18 protein-coding genes are annotated in these 17,927 nt (G+C 69.9%); 14 read left to right on the top strand and 4 right to left on the bottom strand.

What is annotated here, in order from left to right; genetic code table 11:
- Positions 1–229: 229 nt before the first annotated feature.
- From ACFYRY_RS37560 to ACFYRY_RS37610, 11 genes are all read left to right on the top strand, one after another.
- Complete coding sequence (locus ACFYRY_RS37560; protein ID WP_389156278.1) at positions 230–421, top strand: hypothetical protein; 192 nt, start codon at positions 230–232, stop codon at positions 419–421.
- A 23-nt stretch (positions 422–444) separates the two neighbouring features.
- Positions 445–1,524 carry a galactose-1-phosphate uridylyltransferase gene (gene galT / locus ACFYRY_RS37565; protein WP_389156281.1) on the top strand — a complete coding sequence of 360 codons (1,080 nt, stop codon included), beginning with the start codon at positions 445–447 and terminating at the stop codon, positions 1,522–1,524.
- Positions 1,521–2,486: a UDP-glucose 4-epimerase GalE gene (gene galE / locus ACFYRY_RS37570; protein WP_389156284.1), complete on the top strand. Its 966-nt coding sequence runs from the start codon at positions 1,521–1,523 to the stop codon at positions 2,484–2,486. Before galT ends, galE begins: the two co-directional genes overlap by 4 nt.
- A gap of 31 nt (positions 2,487–2,517) precedes the next feature.
- A complete protein-coding gene (gene galK / locus ACFYRY_RS37575; protein ID WP_389156287.1) occupies positions 2,518–3,681 on the top strand; it encodes a galactokinase in 1,164 nt (387 codons plus the stop codon).
- Positions 3,682–3,965: 284 nt separating this feature from the next.
- Positions 3,966–5,189 carry an ATP-binding protein gene (locus ACFYRY_RS37580; RefSeq protein WP_389156290.1) on the top strand — a complete coding sequence of 408 codons (1,224 nt, stop codon included), beginning with the start codon at positions 3,966–3,968 and terminating at the stop codon, positions 5,187–5,189.
- On the top strand, positions 5,186–5,587 hold the full coding sequence (locus ACFYRY_RS37585; protein ID WP_389156292.1) for a roadblock/LC7 domain-containing protein: 402 nt from the start codon (positions 5,186–5,188) through the stop codon (positions 5,585–5,587). Before ACFYRY_RS37580 ends, ACFYRY_RS37585 begins: the two co-directional genes overlap by 4 nt.
- Entirely contained in the window at positions 5,584–5,958 is a 375-nt protein-coding gene (locus tag ACFYRY_RS37590; RefSeq protein ID WP_389156294.1) for a DUF742 domain-containing protein, read from the top strand. The genes ACFYRY_RS37585 and ACFYRY_RS37590 overlap by 4 nt, the downstream gene beginning before the upstream one ends.
- Positions 5,933–6,535, top strand: coding sequence for an ATP/GTP-binding protein (locus ACFYRY_RS37595; RefSeq protein WP_389156297.1), 603 nt, complete (start codon positions 5,933–5,935; stop codon positions 6,533–6,535). Before ACFYRY_RS37590 ends, ACFYRY_RS37595 begins: the two co-directional genes overlap by 26 nt.
- Before the next feature lie 99 nt (positions 6,536–6,634).
- Entirely contained in the window at positions 6,635–7,936 is a 1,302-nt protein-coding gene (locus ACFYRY_RS37600; RefSeq protein ID WP_389156694.1) for a cytochrome P450, read from the top strand.
- A gap of 151 nt (positions 7,937–8,087) precedes the next feature.
- Entirely contained in the window at positions 8,088–9,446 is a 1,359-nt protein-coding gene (locus ACFYRY_RS37605) for a cytochrome P450 (RefSeq protein ID WP_389156300.1), read from the top strand.
- Positions 9,349–10,134, top strand: a complete 786-nt coding sequence (locus tag ACFYRY_RS37610; RefSeq protein ID WP_389156302.1) for an enoyl-CoA hydratase/isomerase family protein — start codon at positions 9,349–9,351, stop codon at positions 10,132–10,134. The genes ACFYRY_RS37605 and ACFYRY_RS37610 overlap by 98 nt, the downstream gene beginning before the upstream one ends.
- A gap of 1 nt (position 10,135) precedes the next feature.
- Here ACFYRY_RS37610 and ACFYRY_RS37615 read toward each other — a convergent pair whose 3' ends face one another.
- Positions 10,136–10,591: a GNAT family N-acetyltransferase gene (locus ACFYRY_RS37615; RefSeq protein ID WP_389156305.1), complete on the bottom strand. Its 456-nt coding sequence runs from the start codon at positions 10,589–10,591 to the stop codon at positions 10,136–10,138.
- Between the two features lie 258 nt (positions 10,592–10,849).
- On the opposite strand from ACFYRY_RS37615, the gene ACFYRY_RS37620 reads away from it, so the two are divergent.
- The gene (locus tag ACFYRY_RS37620; protein WP_389156308.1) at positions 10,850–11,623 is read left to right on the top strand and encodes a LuxR C-terminal-related transcriptional regulator; all 774 of its coding nucleotides are present in this window, start codon (positions 10,850–10,852) and stop codon (positions 11,621–11,623) included.
- 57 nt (positions 11,624–11,680) lie between these two features.
- Here ACFYRY_RS37620 and ACFYRY_RS37625 read toward each other — a convergent pair whose 3' ends face one another.
- Positions 11,681–12,178, bottom strand: coding sequence for a MarR family winged helix-turn-helix transcriptional regulator (locus ACFYRY_RS37625; protein ID WP_389156310.1), 498 nt, complete (start codon positions 12,176–12,178; stop codon positions 11,681–11,683).
- A 117-nt stretch (positions 12,179–12,295) separates the two neighbouring features.
- Here ACFYRY_RS37625 and ACFYRY_RS37630 point away from each other — a divergent pair, with 117 nt between their 5' ends.
- Positions 12,296–13,123, top strand: a complete 828-nt coding sequence (locus ACFYRY_RS37630; RefSeq protein WP_389156313.1) for a trans-aconitate 2-methyltransferase — start codon at positions 12,296–12,298, stop codon at positions 13,121–13,123.
- 15 nt (positions 13,124–13,138) lie between these two features.
- Here ACFYRY_RS37630 and ACFYRY_RS37635 read toward each other — a convergent pair whose 3' ends face one another.
- Together ACFYRY_RS37635 and ACFYRY_RS37640 are read right to left on the bottom strand one after the other, a co-directional pair.
- Positions 13,139–13,816 carry a TetR family transcriptional regulator gene (locus ACFYRY_RS37635; protein WP_389156316.1) on the bottom strand — a complete coding sequence of 226 codons (678 nt, stop codon included), beginning with the start codon at positions 13,814–13,816 and terminating at the stop codon, positions 13,139–13,141.
- Positions 13,813–14,823, bottom strand: a complete 1,011-nt coding sequence (locus ACFYRY_RS37640; protein WP_389156319.1) for an acyl-CoA desaturase — start codon at positions 14,821–14,823, stop codon at positions 13,813–13,815. The genes ACFYRY_RS37635 and ACFYRY_RS37640 overlap by 4 nt, the downstream gene beginning before the upstream one ends.
- Positions 14,824–15,113: 290 nt before the next feature.
- Here ACFYRY_RS37640 and ppc point away from each other — a divergent pair, with 290 nt between their 5' ends.
- Positions 15,114–17,867 carry a phosphoenolpyruvate carboxylase gene (gene ppc / locus ACFYRY_RS37645; RefSeq protein ID WP_389156322.1) on the top strand — a complete coding sequence of 918 codons (2,754 nt, stop codon included), beginning with the start codon at positions 15,114–15,116 and terminating at the stop codon, positions 17,865–17,867.
- The last annotated feature ends 60 nt before the right edge of the window (positions 17,868–17,927 follow it).

A 17,927-nucleotide genomic window follows, 5' to 3' on the forward strand; every position in this document is an offset into this window, starting at 1 on the left:
TCCGTCCTCGGAACGTCGCGGAATCGGTTTGTTGGGGGGTGGGCGGTGTTGACGCGACAACCGCTGCGGGCGGACACCCCCGACCCGTCCCCTTCGCGCCGTGCGCGGGTGCGGCGACGCGTTCCGCCCGTCCGGTGACGGCGGGCGAGGACACGGTCGGCAGGTCCGTTGTCGGGCGTGACGCCCTGGGCCTTGGCGATCGCGGCGGGATGGCTCCGACCCAGTACCAGTGCGTGGTGTAGACGCCGTACTGCGCGCCGTTGGCCGCCGTACCGAGGATCTCGGTGGCACCCAGGTTGGCGGCGACGAACGCGAAGCCGATGCCCAGGACGACACCTTTTTTGACGCTCTTTGTTTGATTGTGATGTTGACGGCTGTGGGGAGTTGTGTTTCGATGTGTTTGGTTCTGTTTGGTGATTGAGTGGCTCGAATAGGGAGTCCGCAGTGAAGAAGACCTCGACCCGGCTGGCGGACGGTCGCGAGCTCATCTACTACGACCTGCGGGACGACGTCGTCCGGGACGCGGTCGACCGGCGGCCGCTGGAGCGGACCGTCACCACGTCCGAGGTGCGGCGGGATCCGCTGCTCGGAGATGCCGTGGCCATCGCCTCCCACCGGCAGGGCCGGACGTATCACCCGCCGGCCGACGAGTGTCCGCTGTGCCCCTCGCAGGGGGAGCGGCTGAGCGAGATCCCGGACTCGTCGTACGACGTCGTGGTCTTCGAGAACCGTTTCCCCTCGCTGGCCGGCGACTCCGGTCGCTGTGAGGTCGTCTGCTTCACCTCCGACCACAACGCGTCCTTCGCCGACCTCACCGAGGAGCAGGCGCGGCTGGTCCTGGAGGCGTGGACCGACCGGACGTCGGAGCTGTCCCATCTGCCGTCTGTCGAGCAGGTCTTCTGCTTCGAGAACCGGGGCGCCGAGATCGGCGTGACCCTGGGGCACCCGCACGGGCAGATCTACGCCTATCCGTTCACCACCCCGCGCACCGCGCTGATGCTGCGGTCGGTCGCGGCCCACAAGGAGGCGACCGGCGGGGAGAACCTCTTCGACGCCGTCCTGGAGCGTGAACTCGCCGAGGAGCGGGTCGTCCTGGAGAGCGAGCACTGGGTCGCCTTCGTGCCGTACGCGGCGCACTGGCCGTACGAGGTGCACCTGTACCCGAAGCGCCGGGTGCCCGATCTGCTCGGCCTCGACGAGGAGGCGCGCACAGAGTTTCCCAAGGTCTATCTGGAACTCTTGCGGCGCTTCGACCGGATCTTCGACAGTGGGCAGGAGGAAGGGGCGGGGGAGTCTGCGACGCCGTACATCGCCGCCTGGCACCAGGCGCCGTTCGGCGCGCTGGAGGAGTTCGAGGGCGTCAGTCGTGACGACTTCGCGCTGCACCTCGAGCTTTTCACGATCCGTCGTACGTCCGGCAAGCTGAAGTTCCTCGCGGGCTCCGAATCCGGCATGAACGTGTTCATCAACGACATCCGGCCGGAGGCTGCGGCACAGCGACTGCGGGAGGTAGCGAGTTCATGAGCGGAAAGTACCTGGTCACGGGCGGTGCAGGGTACGTCGGCGGGGTGGTCGCCCAGCATCTGCTGGAGGCGGGCCACGAGGTCGTCGTCCTCGACAACCTCTCCACCGGCTTCCGCGAAGGGGTGCCGGCGGGCGCCTCCTTCGTCGAGGGCGACATCCGTGATGCCGCCAAGTGGCTGGACTCCTCTTTCGACGCCGTCCTGCACTTCGCCGCCTCCTCGCAGGTCGGCGAGTCGGTCGTGAAGCCCGAGAAGTACTGGGACAACAACGTCGGCGGCACCATGGCGCTGCTCGGGGCCATGCGGGACGCGGGCGTACGCCGGCTCGTCTTCTCCTCCACGGCCGCCACCTACGGCGAGCCGGCCGAGACCCCGATCGTCGAGTCGGCGCCGACCCAGCCCACCAACCCGTACGGGGCCACCAAGCTCGCCGTCGACCACATGATCACCGGTGAGGCCGCGGCGCACGGGCTGGGCGCGGTGTCGCTGCGGTACTTCAATGTGGCGGGTGCCTACGGGGCCCAGGGTGAGCGGCATGATCCCGAGTCGCATCTGATTCCGCTGGTCCTTCAGGTCGCCCAGGGCCGGCGCGAGGCGATCTCCGTGTTCGGTGACGACTATCCGACGCCGGACGGCACCTGTGTCCGGGACTACATCCACGTCGCCGACCTGGCCGAGGCGCACCTGCTGGCCGTCGAGGCCGCCACCCCCGGCGAGCACCTGATCTGCAACCTCGGCAACGGCAACGGCTTCTCCGTCCGCGAGGTCATCGAGACGGTCCGCCGGGTCACCGGGCACCCGATCCCGGAGGTCGTGGCCCCGCGTCGGGGCGGCGACCCGGCGGTCCTGGTGGCGTCGGCCGACCGCGCGCGCGAGAAGCTGGGCTGGAACCCGTCCCGCGCGGACCTCGCGGGGATCGTCACGGACGCGTGGGACTTCGCGCAGCGGCGCGGCAATCAGTGAGCGGTACGAACGGAAGGTCAGGGTCAGGGCAATGAGCGAGGCTGTCGCAGGGGCTGTCGCCGAGCGGTTCGAGGAGCTGTACGGGGCGGGTCCCGAGGGGGTGTGGGCGGCGCCGGGCCGGGTCAACCTCATCGGCGAACACACCGACTACAACGACGGCTTCGTGATGCCGTTCGCCCTTCCGCACATCGCCGTAGCGGCCGTTTCGCGGCGCACCGACGGCGTACTGCGGCTGCACTCGGCGGACATCGACGCCCCCGTGGCCGAACTGCGGCTGGACGACCTGGTCCCGGAGTCGGACCGGAACTGGACGGCGTACCCGGCGGGTGTGCTCTGGGCGCTGCGTGAGGCGGGGCACCCGGTCACCGGCGCGGACATCCACCTGGTCTCCACGGTGCCGTCCGGCGCGGGCCTGTCCTCGTCGGCGGCGCTGGAGGTCGTGGTCGCGCTCGCCCTGAACGACCTGTACGAACTGGGGCTCAAGCGCTGGCAGTTGGCCCGGCTGTGCCAACGCGCCGAGAACGTGTACGTCGGCGCCCCGACCGGGATCATGGACCAGACCGCGTCCGCCTGCTGCGAGTCGGGCCACGCCCTGTTCCTCGACACCCGCGACCTGTCCCAGAAGCAGATCCCCTTCGACCTGGCCGCCGAGGGCATGCGCCTGCTGGTCGTCGACACCCAGGTCAAGCACGCGCACAGCGACGGTGAGTACGGCAAGCGCCGGGCCGGCTGCGAGAAGGGCGCGGCCCTGCTGGGCGTCGACGCGCTGCGGGACATCCCCTACGCGGACCTGGACGCGGCGCTGGAGCGGCTCGGGGACGAGGAGGAGGTGCGCCGTCTGGTGCGGCATGTCGTCACCGAGGACGAGCGGGTCGAGCGGGTCGTGTCGCTGCTGGAGTCCGGCGACACCCGTGCGATCGGGCCGGTCCTCATCGCGGGCCATGCCTCCCTGCGCGACGACTTCCGTATCTCCTGCCCGGAGCTGGACCTGGTCGTCGACACCGCCCTGGCCTCCGGAGCGCTCGGCGCGCGGATGACGGGCGGCGGGTTCGGCGGCTCGGCGATCGTGCTGGCCGAGGCCGCCGAGGTCGACACGATCACCAAGTCGGTCCAGGAGGCCTTCGCGGCGGCCGGCTTCACCGCGCCGCGGGTGTTCGAGGCGGTGCCCTCGGCGGGAGCGCGTCGCCTGCGCTGAGCCCCGTTTCCACACGTCAGCCCCGTGCTCCTCAACGAGCGCGGGGCTGACGCTTGTTCAAGACGAACAACGGAAGATAGACCCAGCGGGTGGTGTTTGTGAAGGTCCTCAAATGCGAGGACTGGTACGCCTGTTGACCATGTTGCTACTGATACGATCAATGTACTTTTCAGTAGGCTGACGGCGCGTCATGAACGCGTACGGGGGGACAGTCTCTAGGGCCCCATCGCGAAGGAGAGGCTGTTGCTCTGGCCCCCGTCGCGAGGCGACTTGAAGAGAGTCTCATGACGTCATTTTTCCAGGATCCGATGGTGTGGATCCTGCTCATCGTGATCATCGCCGCGGTCTTCGCGGTGATGCGCGCGCGGAGAACCAACATGGCTCTCCGCCGCAACAACGACAACCTTCAAAGCAACCTGGTGGCCGTCCAAGGGCAACTGCGCCAGGTGCAGACGGGCTACGAAACCCTCACCGCACGGCATGTGGAGGACCTCTCGGAGGTCCGCAAGGACGCGGAGTCGGACACCAAGGCCGTCCTCAAGTCGGCGATGGGCACGCTCCAGTCCCTCGCCGAGGAGCAGCAGGTCCTCCTGGACAACCTGCAGAAGGAGTACGGCGACGACTCCGGCGTGCTGGCCGACCTGATGCTGGTCGACCACACCAGCAGCCAGTTCAGCCGCCGTACCAAGGGCATCTCCGTGCTGTGCGGCGGCTGGCTCGGGCGGCGCGACGAGAGCGCCTCGGTGTTCGACGTGGCCCGCAGCGCCCAGGGCCGGATCAAGGACTTCTCCCGGGTCCGGGTCAACGCCCAGGTCAGCATCTCCATCACCGGCAAGGCCGTCGAGCCGGTCGCCGTCGTCCTCGCCGAACTCCTGGACAACGCGACCAAGTACAGCGCGCCCCAGTCGCCGGTGGAGATCAACATCCAGGCCGTGCCCACCGGGGTGTGTCTGGTGGTCGACGACGCCGGTGTGGGCATGAGCCAGGAGACCAAGGCCCGGGCCGCGACCCTGCTGTCACCCGACAGCACCGTCGACATCACCGGCCTCGGTGACCCGCCCAAGTTCGGCTTCGCCGTGTGCGGGATGCTCGCCGCCCGCTACGGCTTCTCGGTGTCCGTCGACTCGGTCTCCCCCTATGGCGGAGTGCGCGCCGTGATCCGTGTGCCGGAGGGCCTCTTGACCACTGACGCTCCCCAGCCCGCCGTTTCGCACGAGGACCGTGAGGGGGAGGACCAGCAGGCCGAGCGGCGCGAGCGGCCCCGGGCCACGGTGCCCGCCCCCGGTCCGACGCTCGTCGTCGGCACCACGCAGGGCGGACTGCCGCGGCGCAGGAGGCGCAACAGGCCCGTCTCCATGGTTCCCCAGCCCGACCAGGCGGCACCCGCCGGCTCGGGCTCCGACGGGGAGAACGCCAGCGAAGTGACGGCGTCACGTATCGGCGCGTTCGCCCGCGGCACGCACCTCGGCCGGGTCTCGAACAACACGGAAGGATCCCAGAACCAGTGAATCCCGACCTCTCCTGGGTGCTGAACGGCGTGCTCGAGGTGCGTGGGGCACGCCATGCGATCCTGGTCTCCGCCGATGGCCTGCTGATGCAGCGATCCGACGACATCAGCCGTGACGAAGCGGAGAAGAACGCGGCGGCGATGAGCTCCATCCAGTCCCTGTGCCGGGCCGTCTCCGGGTTCGTGGGCGGGGGACAGGGGACCTGGAAGCAGACGCTCGTCGAGTTCGACGGCGGATGGATCTTCCTGGTGGCCGCGGGCAGCGGCGCCTACCTGGCCGTGTCGGCGGCCCTGGACGTCGACATGGAAGCCATGTCCTTCCGGATGCAGAAGACCGTGAGTGCGCTGCGCGAGGCGATGAGCGCCGCGCCGCGACTGAACGCCGGTGCGGACGCATGACCGGTCCCGGCGAGGAAGCTCCGGTAACCAGCGACTTCGTCCGTTCCTACGTCATCACCGGCGGACGGCGGCTGCCGTCGGCGGACGACCTCGCCCTGCACACCCTGGTCACCCTGGCCCCCGACCGTGAACTGCCCCTGGGCGCCGGTCCCGAGGTCCGTGCCATCTGGGAGCTGTGCGGGGGCGGCTACCTGTCCGTGGCGGAGGTGGCCGGCCATCTGTCGCTGCCGGTAGGGGTGGCCCGGCTGCTGCTCACCGATTTATTCGAACAGGGCCACCTTCTGCGCCGCTCCGAACCCACCCGCGCCCAGCTCGCTGACCGAGAGACCCTCGAGAAGGTTCTGCATGGACTCGAAACCCTCATCGTCTGAGACGGCCGCGAACGGGACGATCTATGTCTCCGACGCGGTCACCACCGCCGCGAAGATCCTGGTCGTGGGGCATTTCGCGGTGGGCAAGACGACCTTCATCGGCTCGCTGTCGGAGATCACGCCGCTGCGCACCGAGGAGAAGATGACGCAGGCGTCCCTGCATGTGGACGACCTGCGGGGCGTACCGGACAAAAAGACCACCACCGTGGCCCTGGACTTCGGACGTCTGACCCTGACCGAGGAACTCGTGCTCTACCTGTTCGGCACCCCCGGACAGCAGCGCTTCATGCAGCTGTGGGAGGACATGGCCCGCGGCGCGCTCGGTGCGCTGCTGCTGGTCGACCCCGCGCGGCTGGAGGAGACGTTCCCCGTCATCGACCTGATCGACGAGTACGGGCTCGAGTACGCCATCGCCGTCAACAGCTTCGACTCCCGGTTCTTCGACGAGACGGAGATCCGCGAGGCCCTCGACCTGCTGCCGGACACCCCTGTCGTCTACTGCGACGCCCGCGACCAGCGGTCGTCCGCGAACGCGTTGATCGCCCTGGTCCGCCATCTGCTCGATCGCGCGGCCTGATCCACTCCCTCCCCGGCCGGGCCGCCAGGCCCAGGCCCGCAAAGGACATCCCCCGTGGACACTCACCACTCGCCGGGCGCCCCCGGCGCCAGATGCCCCATGTTCGACGGCACCTTCACCGCCGACCCGCAGCAGGTCTACGACCGGGTCCGCGCCCACGGTCCCGCGGGCCCCGTGGAACTCGCGCCCGGCGTGGACGCCACCCTGGTCGTCGAGCACGAGATGGCCCTCAGGGTGCTGCAGAACCCCTCGCTGTTCGCCCGTGACTCCCGCCGCTGGAAGGCGCTGAACGAGGGTCGCGTCCCCCTCGACAGCCCCATCCTGGCGATGATGGCCTACCGGCCCAACTGCCTGTTCACCGACGGGGCCGTGCACCTCAGGCTGCGCCAGGCGGTCACGGCGAGCTTCGACCGGCTGAACATGACGCGGCTGCGCCGGGACGTCGAGCCGATCGCCGACTTCCTCATCGACCAGTTCAGCGAACGCGGCCGCGCCGACCTGATCAACGAGTACGCCAAGATGCTGCCGCTGCTGCTGTTCAACAAGCTCTTCGGCTGCCCCGCCGACATCGGCGACACCCTCACCAGCTCGCTGGGCGCCCTCTTCGACGGCATCGACGTGCAGCGCGCCAACGAGGAACTGACCGCCGGTCTGATGCAGCTGATCTCCCTCAAGCGCCGGCGGCCCGCCGAGGACGTCACCTCCTGGCTCATCCAGCACCCCGCGGGCCTGACCGACGAGGAGCTCAAGGACCAGCTCGTCATGCTGATGGGCGCCGGCTTCGAACCGCAGCGCAACCTCATCGGCCACGCCCTGCACCTGCTGCTGTCCAAGCAGGGCGCGGGCTCCGGCATGCTGGTCGAGGAGGCCATCGACCACGTCCTGTGGAACAACCCGCCCATCGCCAACTACGCCGCGCACTTCCCGGTGCAGAACGTCGACCTCGGCGGGGTGGTCGTCGAGGCGAACTCGCCGGTCGTCATCAGCTTCGCCGGCGCCAACAGCGACCCGGCCCTCAAGGAGGCCCGGGAGTCCCACAACAAGGGCGCGCACCTGGCGTGGGGGGCGGGCCCGCACTCCTGCCCGGCCAAGGACCCGGCCCTGGTGATCGCCATCGCCGCGATCGAGCGGATCCTCAACGCGCTGCCCGACCTCACCCTGGCGGTTCCGGACGAGTCCCTGCAGTACCGGCCGGGGCCGTTCCAGCACGCGCTGGCCGCCCTGCCGGTGCGGTTCAGCCCGACCCCGGCCACCCGCATGGTCTCGGCCCTGCAGACCTCGGCGCCGATGCCCCCGCCCGAGCAGCCGGTGGCACCGACCGGTGCCGAGCCCGTACCGCAGGCGCAGCCGGCGCAGAAGAGGGGCTTCTGGAGCACCCTGGTCGACCTGTTCCGGGTCTGACAGATCACCAACTGACGGCGGTGCACCGGAAGGACCCATAAGTCCGGTGCACCGCATGTGACGGGAGCAACACGGAGCGGCGCATGAGGGGGGTTAGGGGAAGGGTAGGTTCCGCAAGTAACGGAAACGCCCAGCTATAAAGGAGCTCCGCGTGACCGCCGTCGGCGACATAAGCGGAACCACCACTGACCGTCGAGCCGTCATCTCCCTTCTCCGGCGCCTGCGTTCCCCCGAAGGCCAGAGCAACCCGCTGCCCGTGTGGGACCGACTTCGCGCCCTCGGCGACGTCGTTCCCGCTCCCTGGGGTGGTTACCTGGTCACCGGATACGACGCCTGCAACCAGGTCCTGCGCGGCAGGAACTGGCTGGTGCCGGACCTCGCCTGGCAGGAACGTCAGCCCCACCCCGAACGCTGGCAGGATTCCGCCGTCCAGGCGATGAGCCGGGCCCTGTTCCGGCTCAACGCGCCGAGCCACACCAGTCAACGCCGCAGCCTGGGCAACCTCTTCGACCGCCACACCCTCGACTCGCTGGCACCCCGCGTCGCGGACCACGCCCGGCGGATCGTGGACGAACTGGCCGAGCGAATACGCGACGGCGGTGAGGCCGACTTCGTCACCGTTGTCGGTGACCAGTTGCCGGTCCTCACCGTCGGAGAATGGCTCGACATCCCCGCGCGACACCACGCGCACATCCTCGACTTCACCCACCGCCAGGTCCACTCCCAGGAACTCCTGCCCACCAAGAGCGAGTTGGCCGTCTCCACCCAGGCGACCGCGGAGATGCGGGAGTTCTTCACCGCACTCATCGCCGAACGCCGCGCCCGCCCCGGCGACGACGTGATCTCCGACTGGATCAGACACTGGGACGAGCAGCTGCCCGACGACCCGGCCGCCGCCGACCGGACCGTCTACGACCTGGTCATGTTCATCACCATCGCCTCGCTGGAGACCTCGGCGACCCTGATGGCCACCGCCGTCTGGTTACTGACCCGGGACAGCAGCCAGTGGGAGTGGCTGCGCCAACACCCCGAACATGTCGACGACGCGGTCGAGGAGGCGTTGCGCTACGACCCCCCGGTGCACATCAACACCCGTGTCGCCGCCGACGACACCGTCCTGGCCGGCACCCCGATCGCCAAGGACCAGATGGTCCACGTGATGTACGGCGCGGCCGCCCACGACCCACGGCGCAACGAGCACCCGGAACGCTTCGACGTCCTGCGCGCCGGCAGCCACATGACCTTCGGCGGAGGCATCCACTACTGCCTGGGAGCGGCTCTGGCCCGCCTCGAAGGCCGTACGCTCCTGACCGAGCTGCTGAAACGTTTCCAGACTTTGCGCCCGGTATCCGCCCCGGCGTACGCGCCCCGGATGGTGTTCCGCCGCGTGACTTCCCTGAAAGTGACCACAGATGACGACCCCGCCGGTCCTGCGCCCCCGCCTCTCGCTGAAGACCTTGCGAGTCCATCGGCAGGACAGTGTCCTGTTCATCGAACTCAGCACCCCTGAGCCCGGCAACGTCGTCACGGACGCGATGCTGGACGACCTGTGGGCCGTCCTCGCGCACCAGGAACCGGACGTGCGGGTGCTCGTCCTGTCCGGTGCCGGGGACGACTTCTGCGTCGGCGGCGACCGCACCGAGTTCGCCGAGCACCTGGGGGAGGACCCCACGGGCGGCGGCGTCCGGATCTCGGGGGTCAAGGCCCGGCGCGTGAGCGAGGCGCTCACGTCCAACCCGGCGGTCACCGTCGCCCGCGTCCACGGCAAAGTGATAGGCGCCGGGTTCGCCCTGGCGCTCGCCTGCGACCTGCGCGTCGGCGCCGAGGACGCGAGCTTCCGGCTGCCCGAACTCGCCTTCGGTCTGCCCATGGCCTGGGGCGGTCTGCTGCCCCGGCTGCTCAACGAGGTCGGCGCCGCCCGCGCCCGTGAACTGGTCCTCACGGGCCGTGCCTTCGACGCTCAAGAAGCCCTGTCCCTCTCGATCCTGCACAAGGCCGTTCCCGCCGAGGGGCTCGACGCGGCTGTCACAGCATGGGCCAAGCCCATCACCAGACGCCCGCCCGCCGCACTGCGGGTCACCAAAACACTGCTCAACTCCTACGCGGCCGCCACACGGCTGGCCGATCTCTCCGGACTCGACGCCGAACTGATGGCGGCGGTCGTCGCCGAGAACGGGCGCAAAGGCGTCGGCCACTGACTCATGCCCACCGCTTGACCAGCGTGTACTCGGTGATCCCCGGCGGATAGTCGGGGATCACGGACACCACCTCGTAGCCCTGCTTCTGATAGAACCGCGGCGCCTGGAAGTCCCAGGTCTCCAGGCGTACGGCCGAGCAGCCCCGCTGGTCGCGGGCGGCTCGCTCCGCCCTGGCGAGCAGCCGGGAGCCGATGCCGGAACCCCGGTGGCGTTCGTCGACCCACAGGTACGTCACATGCAGCCAGCCCGCCCAGGTGTGGCCGACGAGGCCGCCCGCCAGGGCATCGGTCTCGTCCAGCGCCCAGATGTGGAGCGGGACCTCGCGTGCGCCGGGTGTGGCGCGCAGGGCGCGTAGGACGGGGGAGGCGGCGGTGTTCGTCTCCCGCAGCCGATTCCGGAGCAGATCACGCCGTTCCTTGTCGACTTCTGTCTCGATACGAAACATGCGGCTCACCATAAACGCGTCGGACAGTCAGTTCTGCAAATTACCTTCCGCTCTCGGCCCTCGCCCGTACTCTGATGAACAGCACCGGTGGGGGCCGGAGCTGATCAGGGGGCGAGACAGTCGGGTACGACGCCCGATGGGGGGTAGCGGTCTCTTCACGGCGGCGGCCGTGCGGTGACGTCATCCCCAGGCGTCGTACCCGCGCTCCGTCACCGTTCGCCGGACCTTGGGGTATCCCCTGCTCTTCAGGAGCTTGGGGAAGGGGGTTTCGTGGTTCGCATCCGAGTGCTGGTCGTCGACGACCATCGCATCTTCGCCGAGTCGCTCGCCGCCGCCCTGGCCGCCGAGCCCGACGTGGAAGTCTCCGCGGCGGGCAGCGGCCCGGCCGCGCTGCGCAGCCTGGAGCGCGCGGCCGCCGAGGGGCGCCGCTACGACGTGCTGCTCGTCGACGCAGACCTGGGCGGCGGCATGCCGGGCATACGGCCCGCGGTGCCCGTCCAGGAGGTGGGCGAGGACGGCCTCGTCGACGGCATCTCGCTGGTCGTCGGGGTGCGTGCCGCGCAGCCCGCGGTACGGATCGTGGTGCTGGCCGAGAAGGACGACCCCCGGCGGGCCGCGCTGGCCCTGCAGGCCGGCGCTTCCGGATGGGTCGCCAAGGACTGCTCGCTGTCCCGGTTGCTCACGGTCATCCGCGGTGTGCTGCGCGACGAGACCCATCTGCCGCCCGCGCTGCTCACCGGGGTGCTGCGGGAGCTGACGGCCGCCCGCAAGCACCGCACCGAGAGCGAGCGCCTGGTGGAGTCGCTCACCCCGCGCGAGCGGGAGGTGCTGCGCTGCATGGTCGCGGGTCTCGGCCGCAAGGCGGTCGCCGAGCGGCTGTTCCTCTCCCCGCACACCGTCCGCACCCATATGCAGAACGTGCTCGGCAAGCTCGGCGTGCACTCCACGCTGGCCGCCGTCGCGCTCGCCCGCCGGGCCGGTGTCGGCCCCGTGGACCTAGGGCCTGTTCGGCGGATCAGGCCGGAGGAAAGTGACAGTGCCTGATAAGCGCAGATGGGCGCGCCAAGACCCGCGTCTCCGGCTTGATCCGCCGGACAGGCCCTAGCCGGGGATGTTGTCGAACGGGGCGGTCAGCTGGCGTAGCAGGTCCGCCAGCTCGACCCGCTGGGCGCGGGAGAGTTCCGCGAGGATCGCGCGCTCCTGGTACAGCAGACCGGCCAGGGCCTGGTCCGCGCGGTCCTGGCCCTCCTCGGTGAGGCGGACCAGCACACCGCGGCGGTCGCTGGGGTCGGGCTGCCGTTCCACCAGGCCCTTCTTCGCCAGCCGGTCGATGCGGTTGGTCATCGTGCCCGAGGTGACCAGGGTCTGCGTGAGCAGCTGCCCCGGCGAGAGCTGGTACGGCGTGCCCGCCCGCCTGAGCGCGGTCAGCACGTCGAACTCCCAGGGCTCCAGGGCGTGCTCGGCGAAGGCCAGCCGACGTGCCCGGTCGAGGTGCCGGGCCAGTCTGCTCACCCGGCTGAGTACCTCAAGCGGCTCCACGTCGAGGTCCGGGCGCTCCCGGCGCCACGCTGCGACCAGCCGATCGACCTCGTCCTCCATGACGATCAGTGTAGTGGTTGTGTCGATGTGAAGTCTCTTGACATCAAGTCTCTTGACATCAAGGTAAATCGGCGGGGATCCTGAAACCGTCGATCACGGTCACACTGAGGAGGCCACATGTCCGCCGCCACCACCTGGGACCCCGCTCAGTACCTGCGTCACGCCGACCACCGGGCCCGCCCCTTCACGGACCTCCTGGCCCGCGTCCCGGACCTGCCCACAGAACCGCCCGCAGGGCCACCCCGCATCGCCGACCTGGGCTGCGGCCCCGGCAACGTGACGACCCTGCTCGCCGCCCGTTGGCCCACCGCCCACGTCACCGGGTACGACAACTCGCCCGAGATGCTCGACCGGGCCCATGTGGAGTACGAGGGCTCGACCCCGGGGGGCGGCCGGCTCGACTTCGCCCACGCCGACGTGCGGACCTGGGCGCCCACCAGGCCGTACGACCTGATCATCAGCAACGCCACGCTGCAGTGGGTCCCCGGGCACGTGGAGCGGTTCGCGGACTGGGTGGCGGGGCTGGCGCCCGGTGGCACCCTCGCCTTCCAGGTGCCCGGGAACTTCGACTCGCCGAGCCACCGGCTGATGCGCGAGCTCGCCCACTCCGCCCGCTGGAAGGACCGCCTCGCCGACACCCTCCGGCACGACGACGCCGTCCACACCCCGGGGTTCTACCTGGAGAGGCTGGCCGACCTCGGCTGCGAGGTGGACGCGTGGGAGACGACGTACGTCCATCTGCTGCGGGGCGAGGACCCGGTGCTGGACTGGGTCAAGGGGACCGGCCTGCGCCCCGTCCTCACCGCCCTCGCGGACGATCCGGAGGCGCGGGAGGCGTTCGTGGACGCGTACCGGGCGGCTCTGCGCGAGGCGTATCCGGCCGGCCCGCACGGCACGCCGTTCCCGTTCCGCCGGGTGTTCGCGGTCGCCCGCAGGGGAGCGTGATGACCGTCGGGCGATTCAGTTCTTCCGGCGCCCTATCAGCCGTGGCTTCGCCTCCAGCCCGTCCAGCCCGTGCCAGGCCAGGTTGACCAGGTGGGCGGCCACCTCCGCCTTCTTCGGGCGGCGGACGTCCAGCCACCACTGGCCGGTCAGGGCGACCATGCCGACCAGGGCCTGGGCGTACACGGGGGCCAGCTTGGGGTCGAAGCCGCGGCTCTTGAACTCGCGGCCCAGGATGTCCTCCACCTGGGTGGCGATGTCCGAGATCAGCGAGGCGAAGGTGCCCGTCGACTGCGGGATGGGGGAGTCGCGGACCAGGATGCGGAAACCGTCCGTGTACTCCTCGATGTAGTCGAGGAGCGCGAAGGCGGCCTGCTCGCAGAGCTCGCGGGGGTGGCCGGCCGTCAGTGAGCTGGTCACCATGTCCAGCAGGCGGCGCATCTCACGGTCCACCACCACCGCGTACAGCCCCTCCTTGCCGCCGAAGTGCTCGTAGACCACCGGCTTGGACACCCCGGCCTTCGCCGCGATCTCCTCCACCGACGTGCCCTCGAAACCTTTCGCCGAGAAAAGGGTGCGACCGATCTCCAGCAATTGTTCGCGGCGCTCGGCACCGGTCATCCGGGTGCGACGCGCACGCCGCGGCTTGTCATTGCTCGGGGTGCTGCTGGAGTCGGTCGCCACGGCGTCAATCATGCCGCCTCGGCGGTCTGCCTTTTCTGCCGGGAGCCGTCCTCCGGGGTGTTGCGGCGGGAATCGATACGCGAGCGTGACGGCCAGCGCACGTCGTAGGCCCACCCCAGCATCTCGAACCAGCGGATGAAGCGTGCCGAGGAGTCCACCTGCCCCCGCTCCACTCCGTGCCGCGCCGAGGTGGGGTCGGCGTGGTGCAGGTTGTGCCAGGACTCACCGCAGGACAGGACCGCCAGCCACCACACGTTGCCGGAGCGGTCCCGTGACTTGAACGGACGCTTGCCCACCGCGTGACAGATCGAGTTGATCGACCAGGTCACGTGGTGCAGCAACGCCACCCGGACCAGCGACCCCCAGAAGAACCCGGTGAACGCGCCCCACCAGGACATCGTCACCAGCCCGCCGATCAGCGCGGGCAGCGCCAGCGAGATGACCGTCCACAGCACGAACTGGCGGGAGATCGCCCGGATCGCGCGGTCCTTGATCAGATCCGGGGCGTACTTCTCCTGGGAGGTCTGCTCCTCGTCGAACATCCAGGCGATGTGGGCCCACCACAGGCCCTTCATCAGCGCGGGGAGCGTCTCCCCGAAGCGCCAGGGCGAATGCGGGTCGCCCTCGGCGTCCGAGAACTTGTGGTGCTTGCGGTGGTCGGCCACCCAGCGCACCAGCGGTCCCTCGACCGCCATCGACCCGGCGATCGCCAGCGCGATCCGCAGCGGCCGCTTGGCCTTGAAGGACCCGTGGGTGAAGTAGCGGTGGAAACCGATCGTGATGCCGTGACAGCCCAGGTAGTAGAAGAACACCAGCAGGCCGAGATCCAGCCAGCTCACGCCCCACCCCCATGCCAGCGGCACGGCCGCCAGCAGAGCGAGAAAGGGGACGGTGATGAAGAGCAGCAGCGCGATCTGCTCGATCGAACGCTTCTGTTCGCCGCCCAGGGTGCCGATGGGCGTCGGAGAGTCGTCAGTCGCCTTCGAAGGATCGTCGATCACGTCGGAGCTTGAGGTCATGCGCGTCCCCTGTGGGGTCGTGGAATGAGGTAGATGCCAGGTCACCGGAATCGTGGAGGGCTCCCTACGGTTCCGTAACCTACGGCATCGTAAGTATGGCAGTGCGCTGCCCGGCGGCAAGAGCCCGACAGTCTGCGCGTCCACACGGACACCTATCCTTGTGTCGGTCGGACAGCGCGGTCCGCTCTGAATTCTTCCCGGCTGTCCAGCCTCGTATGCGGCAGTGCCGCCCGAGGCCGCCGTCCGGGTTCCCTCCCAGACGAGCTTCAACACTGCAAGGAGCCGCACCTGTGAGCAGTGCCGACGACCTGACAACTCCGACCACCCCGACGAGCAGCGAGCTGCGTGCCGACATCAGGCGACTGGGTGACCTTCTCGGTGAGACCCTCGTCCGGCAGGAGGGCCCCGAGCTGCTCGAACTGGTCGAGAAGGTCCGCCGCCTCACCCGCGAGGACGGTGAGGCCGCCGCCGAGCTGCTGCGCGGCACCGAACTGCAGACCGCCGCCAAGCTGGTCCGCGCCTTCTCCACCTACTTCCACCTGGCCAATGTCACCGAGCAGGTCCACCGCGGCCGCGAGCTGCGCGCCCGGCGCGCCGCCGAGGGCGGCCTCCTCGCCCGCACCGCCGACCGGCTCAAGGACGCCGACCCCGAACACCTGCGCCAGACGGTCGCCAACCTGAACGTCCGCCCGGTGTTCACGGCCCACCCCACCGAGGCCGCCCGCCGCTCCGTCCTCAACAAGCTCCGCCGCATCGCCACGCTCCTGGAGACCCCGGTCATCGAGTCCGACCGCCGGCGTCACGACACCCGGCTGGCCGAGAACATCGACCTCGTCTGGCAGACCGACGAGCTGCGCGTGGTACGCCCCGAGCCCGCCGACGAGGCCCGCAACGCCATCTACTACCTGGACGAGCTGCACGCGGGCGCCGTCGGAGACGTCCTGGAGGACCTGACGGCGGAACTCGAGCGCGTCGGCGTCACGCTCCCCGACGAGTCCCGGCCGCTCACCTTCGGCACCTGGATCGGCGGCGACCGCGACGGCAACCCGAACGTCACCCCCCAGGTCACCTGGGACGTTCTCATCCTCCAGCACGAGCACGGCATCAACGACGCCCTGGAGACGGTCGACGAGCTGCGCGGCTTCCTGTCGAACTCGATCCGCTACACCGGCGCCACCGACGAGCTCCTGGACTCCCTCGGCACCGACCTGGAGCGCCTCCCGGAGATCAGCCCCCGCTACAAGCGCCTCAACGCCGAGGAGCCCTACCGCCTCAAGGCCACCTGCATCCGGCAGAAGCTGGAGAACACCAAGCTGCGCCTGGCCAAGGGCATCCCGCACGAGCAGGGCCGCGACTACCTCGGCACCGCCGAGCTGATCCACGACCTCACCCTGATCCAGACCTCGCTGCGCGAGCACCGCGGCGGCCTCTTCGCCGACGGCCGCATGGACCGTACGATCCGCACCCTCGCCGCGTTCGGCCTCCAGCTCGCCACCATGGACGTACGGGAACACGCGGACGCCCACCACCACGCCCTCGGCCAGCTCTTCGACCGCCTCGGCGAGGAGTCCTGGCGGTACGCCGACATGCCCCGCGAGTACCGGTCCAAGCTGCTCGCCAAGGAGCTGCGCTCACGCCGCCCGCTCGCGCCCAGCCCGGCGCCTGTGGACGCGGCCGGTGAGAAGACGCTCGGCGTGTTCCAGACCGTGAAGCGGGCCCTGGAGGTGTTCGGACCCGAGGTCATAGAGTCGTACATCATTTCGATGTGTCAGGGCGCCGACGACGTGTTCGCCGCCGCCGTCCTCGCCCGCGAGGCGGGCCTCGTCGACCTGCACGCCGGCTGGGCGAAGGTCGGCATCGTGCCGCTGCTGGAGACCACCGACGAGCTCAAGGCCGCCGACACGATCCTGGAGGACATGCTCTCCGACCCGTCCTACCGGCGCCTGGTCGCGCTGCGGGGCGACGTCCAGGAGGTCATGCTCGGCTACTCCGACTCCTCCAAGTTCGGCGGCATCACCACCAGCCAGTGGGAGATCCACCGCGCCCAGCGCCGCCTGCGTGACGTCGCCCACCGCTACGGCGTCCGGCTGCGCCTCTTCCACGGCCGCGGCGGCACCGTCGGCCGCGGCGGCGGCCCCTCCCACGACGCGATCCTCGCCCAGCCCTGGGGAACCCTGGAGGGCGAGATCAAGGTGACCGAGCAGGGCGAGGTCATCTCCGACAAGTACCTCGTGCCGTCCCTGGCCAGGGAGAACCTGGAGCTGACCGTCGCGGCCACGCTCCAGGCGTCCGCCCTGCACACCGCCCCGCGCCAGTCGGTCGAGGCGCTGGCCCGCTGGGACGCCGCGATGGACGTGGTCAGCGACGCCGCCCACGACGCCTACCGCAAGCTCGTCGAGGACCCCGACCTGCCGACGTACTTCCTCGCCTCCACGCCGGTCGACCAGCTCGCCGACCTGCACCTGGGCTCGCGGCCCTCCCGCCGCCCCGGCTCGGGCGTCTCGCTCGACGGGCTGCGTGCCATCCCGTGGGTGTTCGGCTGGACCCAGTCCCGGCAGATCGTCCCCGGCTGGTTCGGGGTCGGCTCCGGACTGAAGGCACTGCGCGAGGCGGGACTGCGGCAAGAAGGGGATGCCGTGCTGGAGGAGATGCACGAGCAGTGGCACTTCTTCCGCAACTTCATCTCCAACGTCGAGATGACCCTCGCCAAGACGGACCTGCGGATCGCCCAGCACTACGTCGACACCCTGGTCCCCGACGAGCTCAAGCACGTCTTCGACACGATCAGGGCCGAGCACGAACTCACCGTGCGCGAGGTGCTCAGGGTGACGGGCGAGACGGAACTGCTGGACGCCACCCCCGTCCTCAAGCAGACCGTCTCCATCCGCGACGCCTACCTGGACCCGATCTCCTACCTCCAGGTCGCCCTGCTCAAGCGGCAGCGCGACGCGGCCGCCGCGGGCGAGGAAGCCGACCCGCTGCTCTCCCGCGCCCTGCTGCTCACCGTCAACGGCGTGGCCGCGGGCCTGCGCAACACCGGCTGACGTCCTCGTACGAACGGCGGTGCCCCCGAGCCTCGTAAGGCCCGGGGGCACCGCCGTTTC

The organism is Streptomyces sp. NPDC005263 (assembly GCF_042872365.1).
Classification (GTDB): Bacteria; Actinomycetota; Actinomycetes; order Streptomycetales; family Streptomycetaceae; genus Streptomyces.

Excerpts from the sequence above, each read along its gene's own strand:
- galE (WP_389156284.1), top strand. The coding sequence starts at position 1,521 with ATGAGCGGAAAGTACCTGGTCACGGGCGGTGCAGGGTACGTCGGCGGG.
- galK (WP_389156287.1), top strand. The coding sequence starts at position 2,518 with ATGAGCGAGGCTGTCGCAGGGGCTGTCGCCGAGCGGTTCGAGGAGCTG.
- ACFYRY_RS37580 (WP_389156290.1), top strand. The coding sequence starts at position 3,966 with ATGACGTCATTTTTCCAGGATCCGATGGTGTGGATCCTGCTCATCGTG.
- ACFYRY_RS37590 (WP_389156294.1), top strand. The coding sequence starts at position 5,584 with ATGACCGGTCCCGGCGAGGAAGCTCCGGTAACCAGCGACTTCGTCCGT.
- ACFYRY_RS37595 (WP_389156297.1), top strand. The coding sequence starts at position 5,933 with ATGGACTCGAAACCCTCATCGTCTGAGACGGCCGCGAACGGGACGATC.
- ACFYRY_RS37600 (WP_389156694.1), top strand. The coding sequence starts at position 6,635 with ATGTTCGACGGCACCTTCACCGCCGACCCGCAGCAGGTCTACGACCGG.
- ACFYRY_RS37610 (WP_389156302.1), top strand. The coding sequence starts at position 9,349 with ATGACGACCCCGCCGGTCCTGCGCCCCCGCCTCTCGCTGAAGACCTTG.
- ACFYRY_RS37615 (WP_389156305.1), bottom strand. The coding sequence starts at position 10,591 with ATGGTGAGCCGCATGTTTCGTATCGAGACAGAAGTCGACAAGGAACGG.
- ACFYRY_RS37625 (WP_389156310.1), bottom strand. The coding sequence starts at position 12,178 with ATGGAGGACGAGGTCGATCGGCTGGTCGCAGCGTGGCGCCGGGAGCGC.
- ACFYRY_RS37630 (WP_389156313.1), top strand. The coding sequence starts at position 12,296 with ATGTCCGCCGCCACCACCTGGGACCCCGCTCAGTACCTGCGTCACGCC.
- ACFYRY_RS37635 (WP_389156316.1), bottom strand. The coding sequence starts at position 13,816 with ATGATTGACGCCGTGGCGACCGACTCCAGCAGCACCCCGAGCAATGAC.
- ACFYRY_RS37640 (WP_389156319.1), bottom strand. The coding sequence starts at position 14,823 with ATGACCTCAAGCTCCGACGTGATCGACGATCCTTCGAAGGCGACTGAC.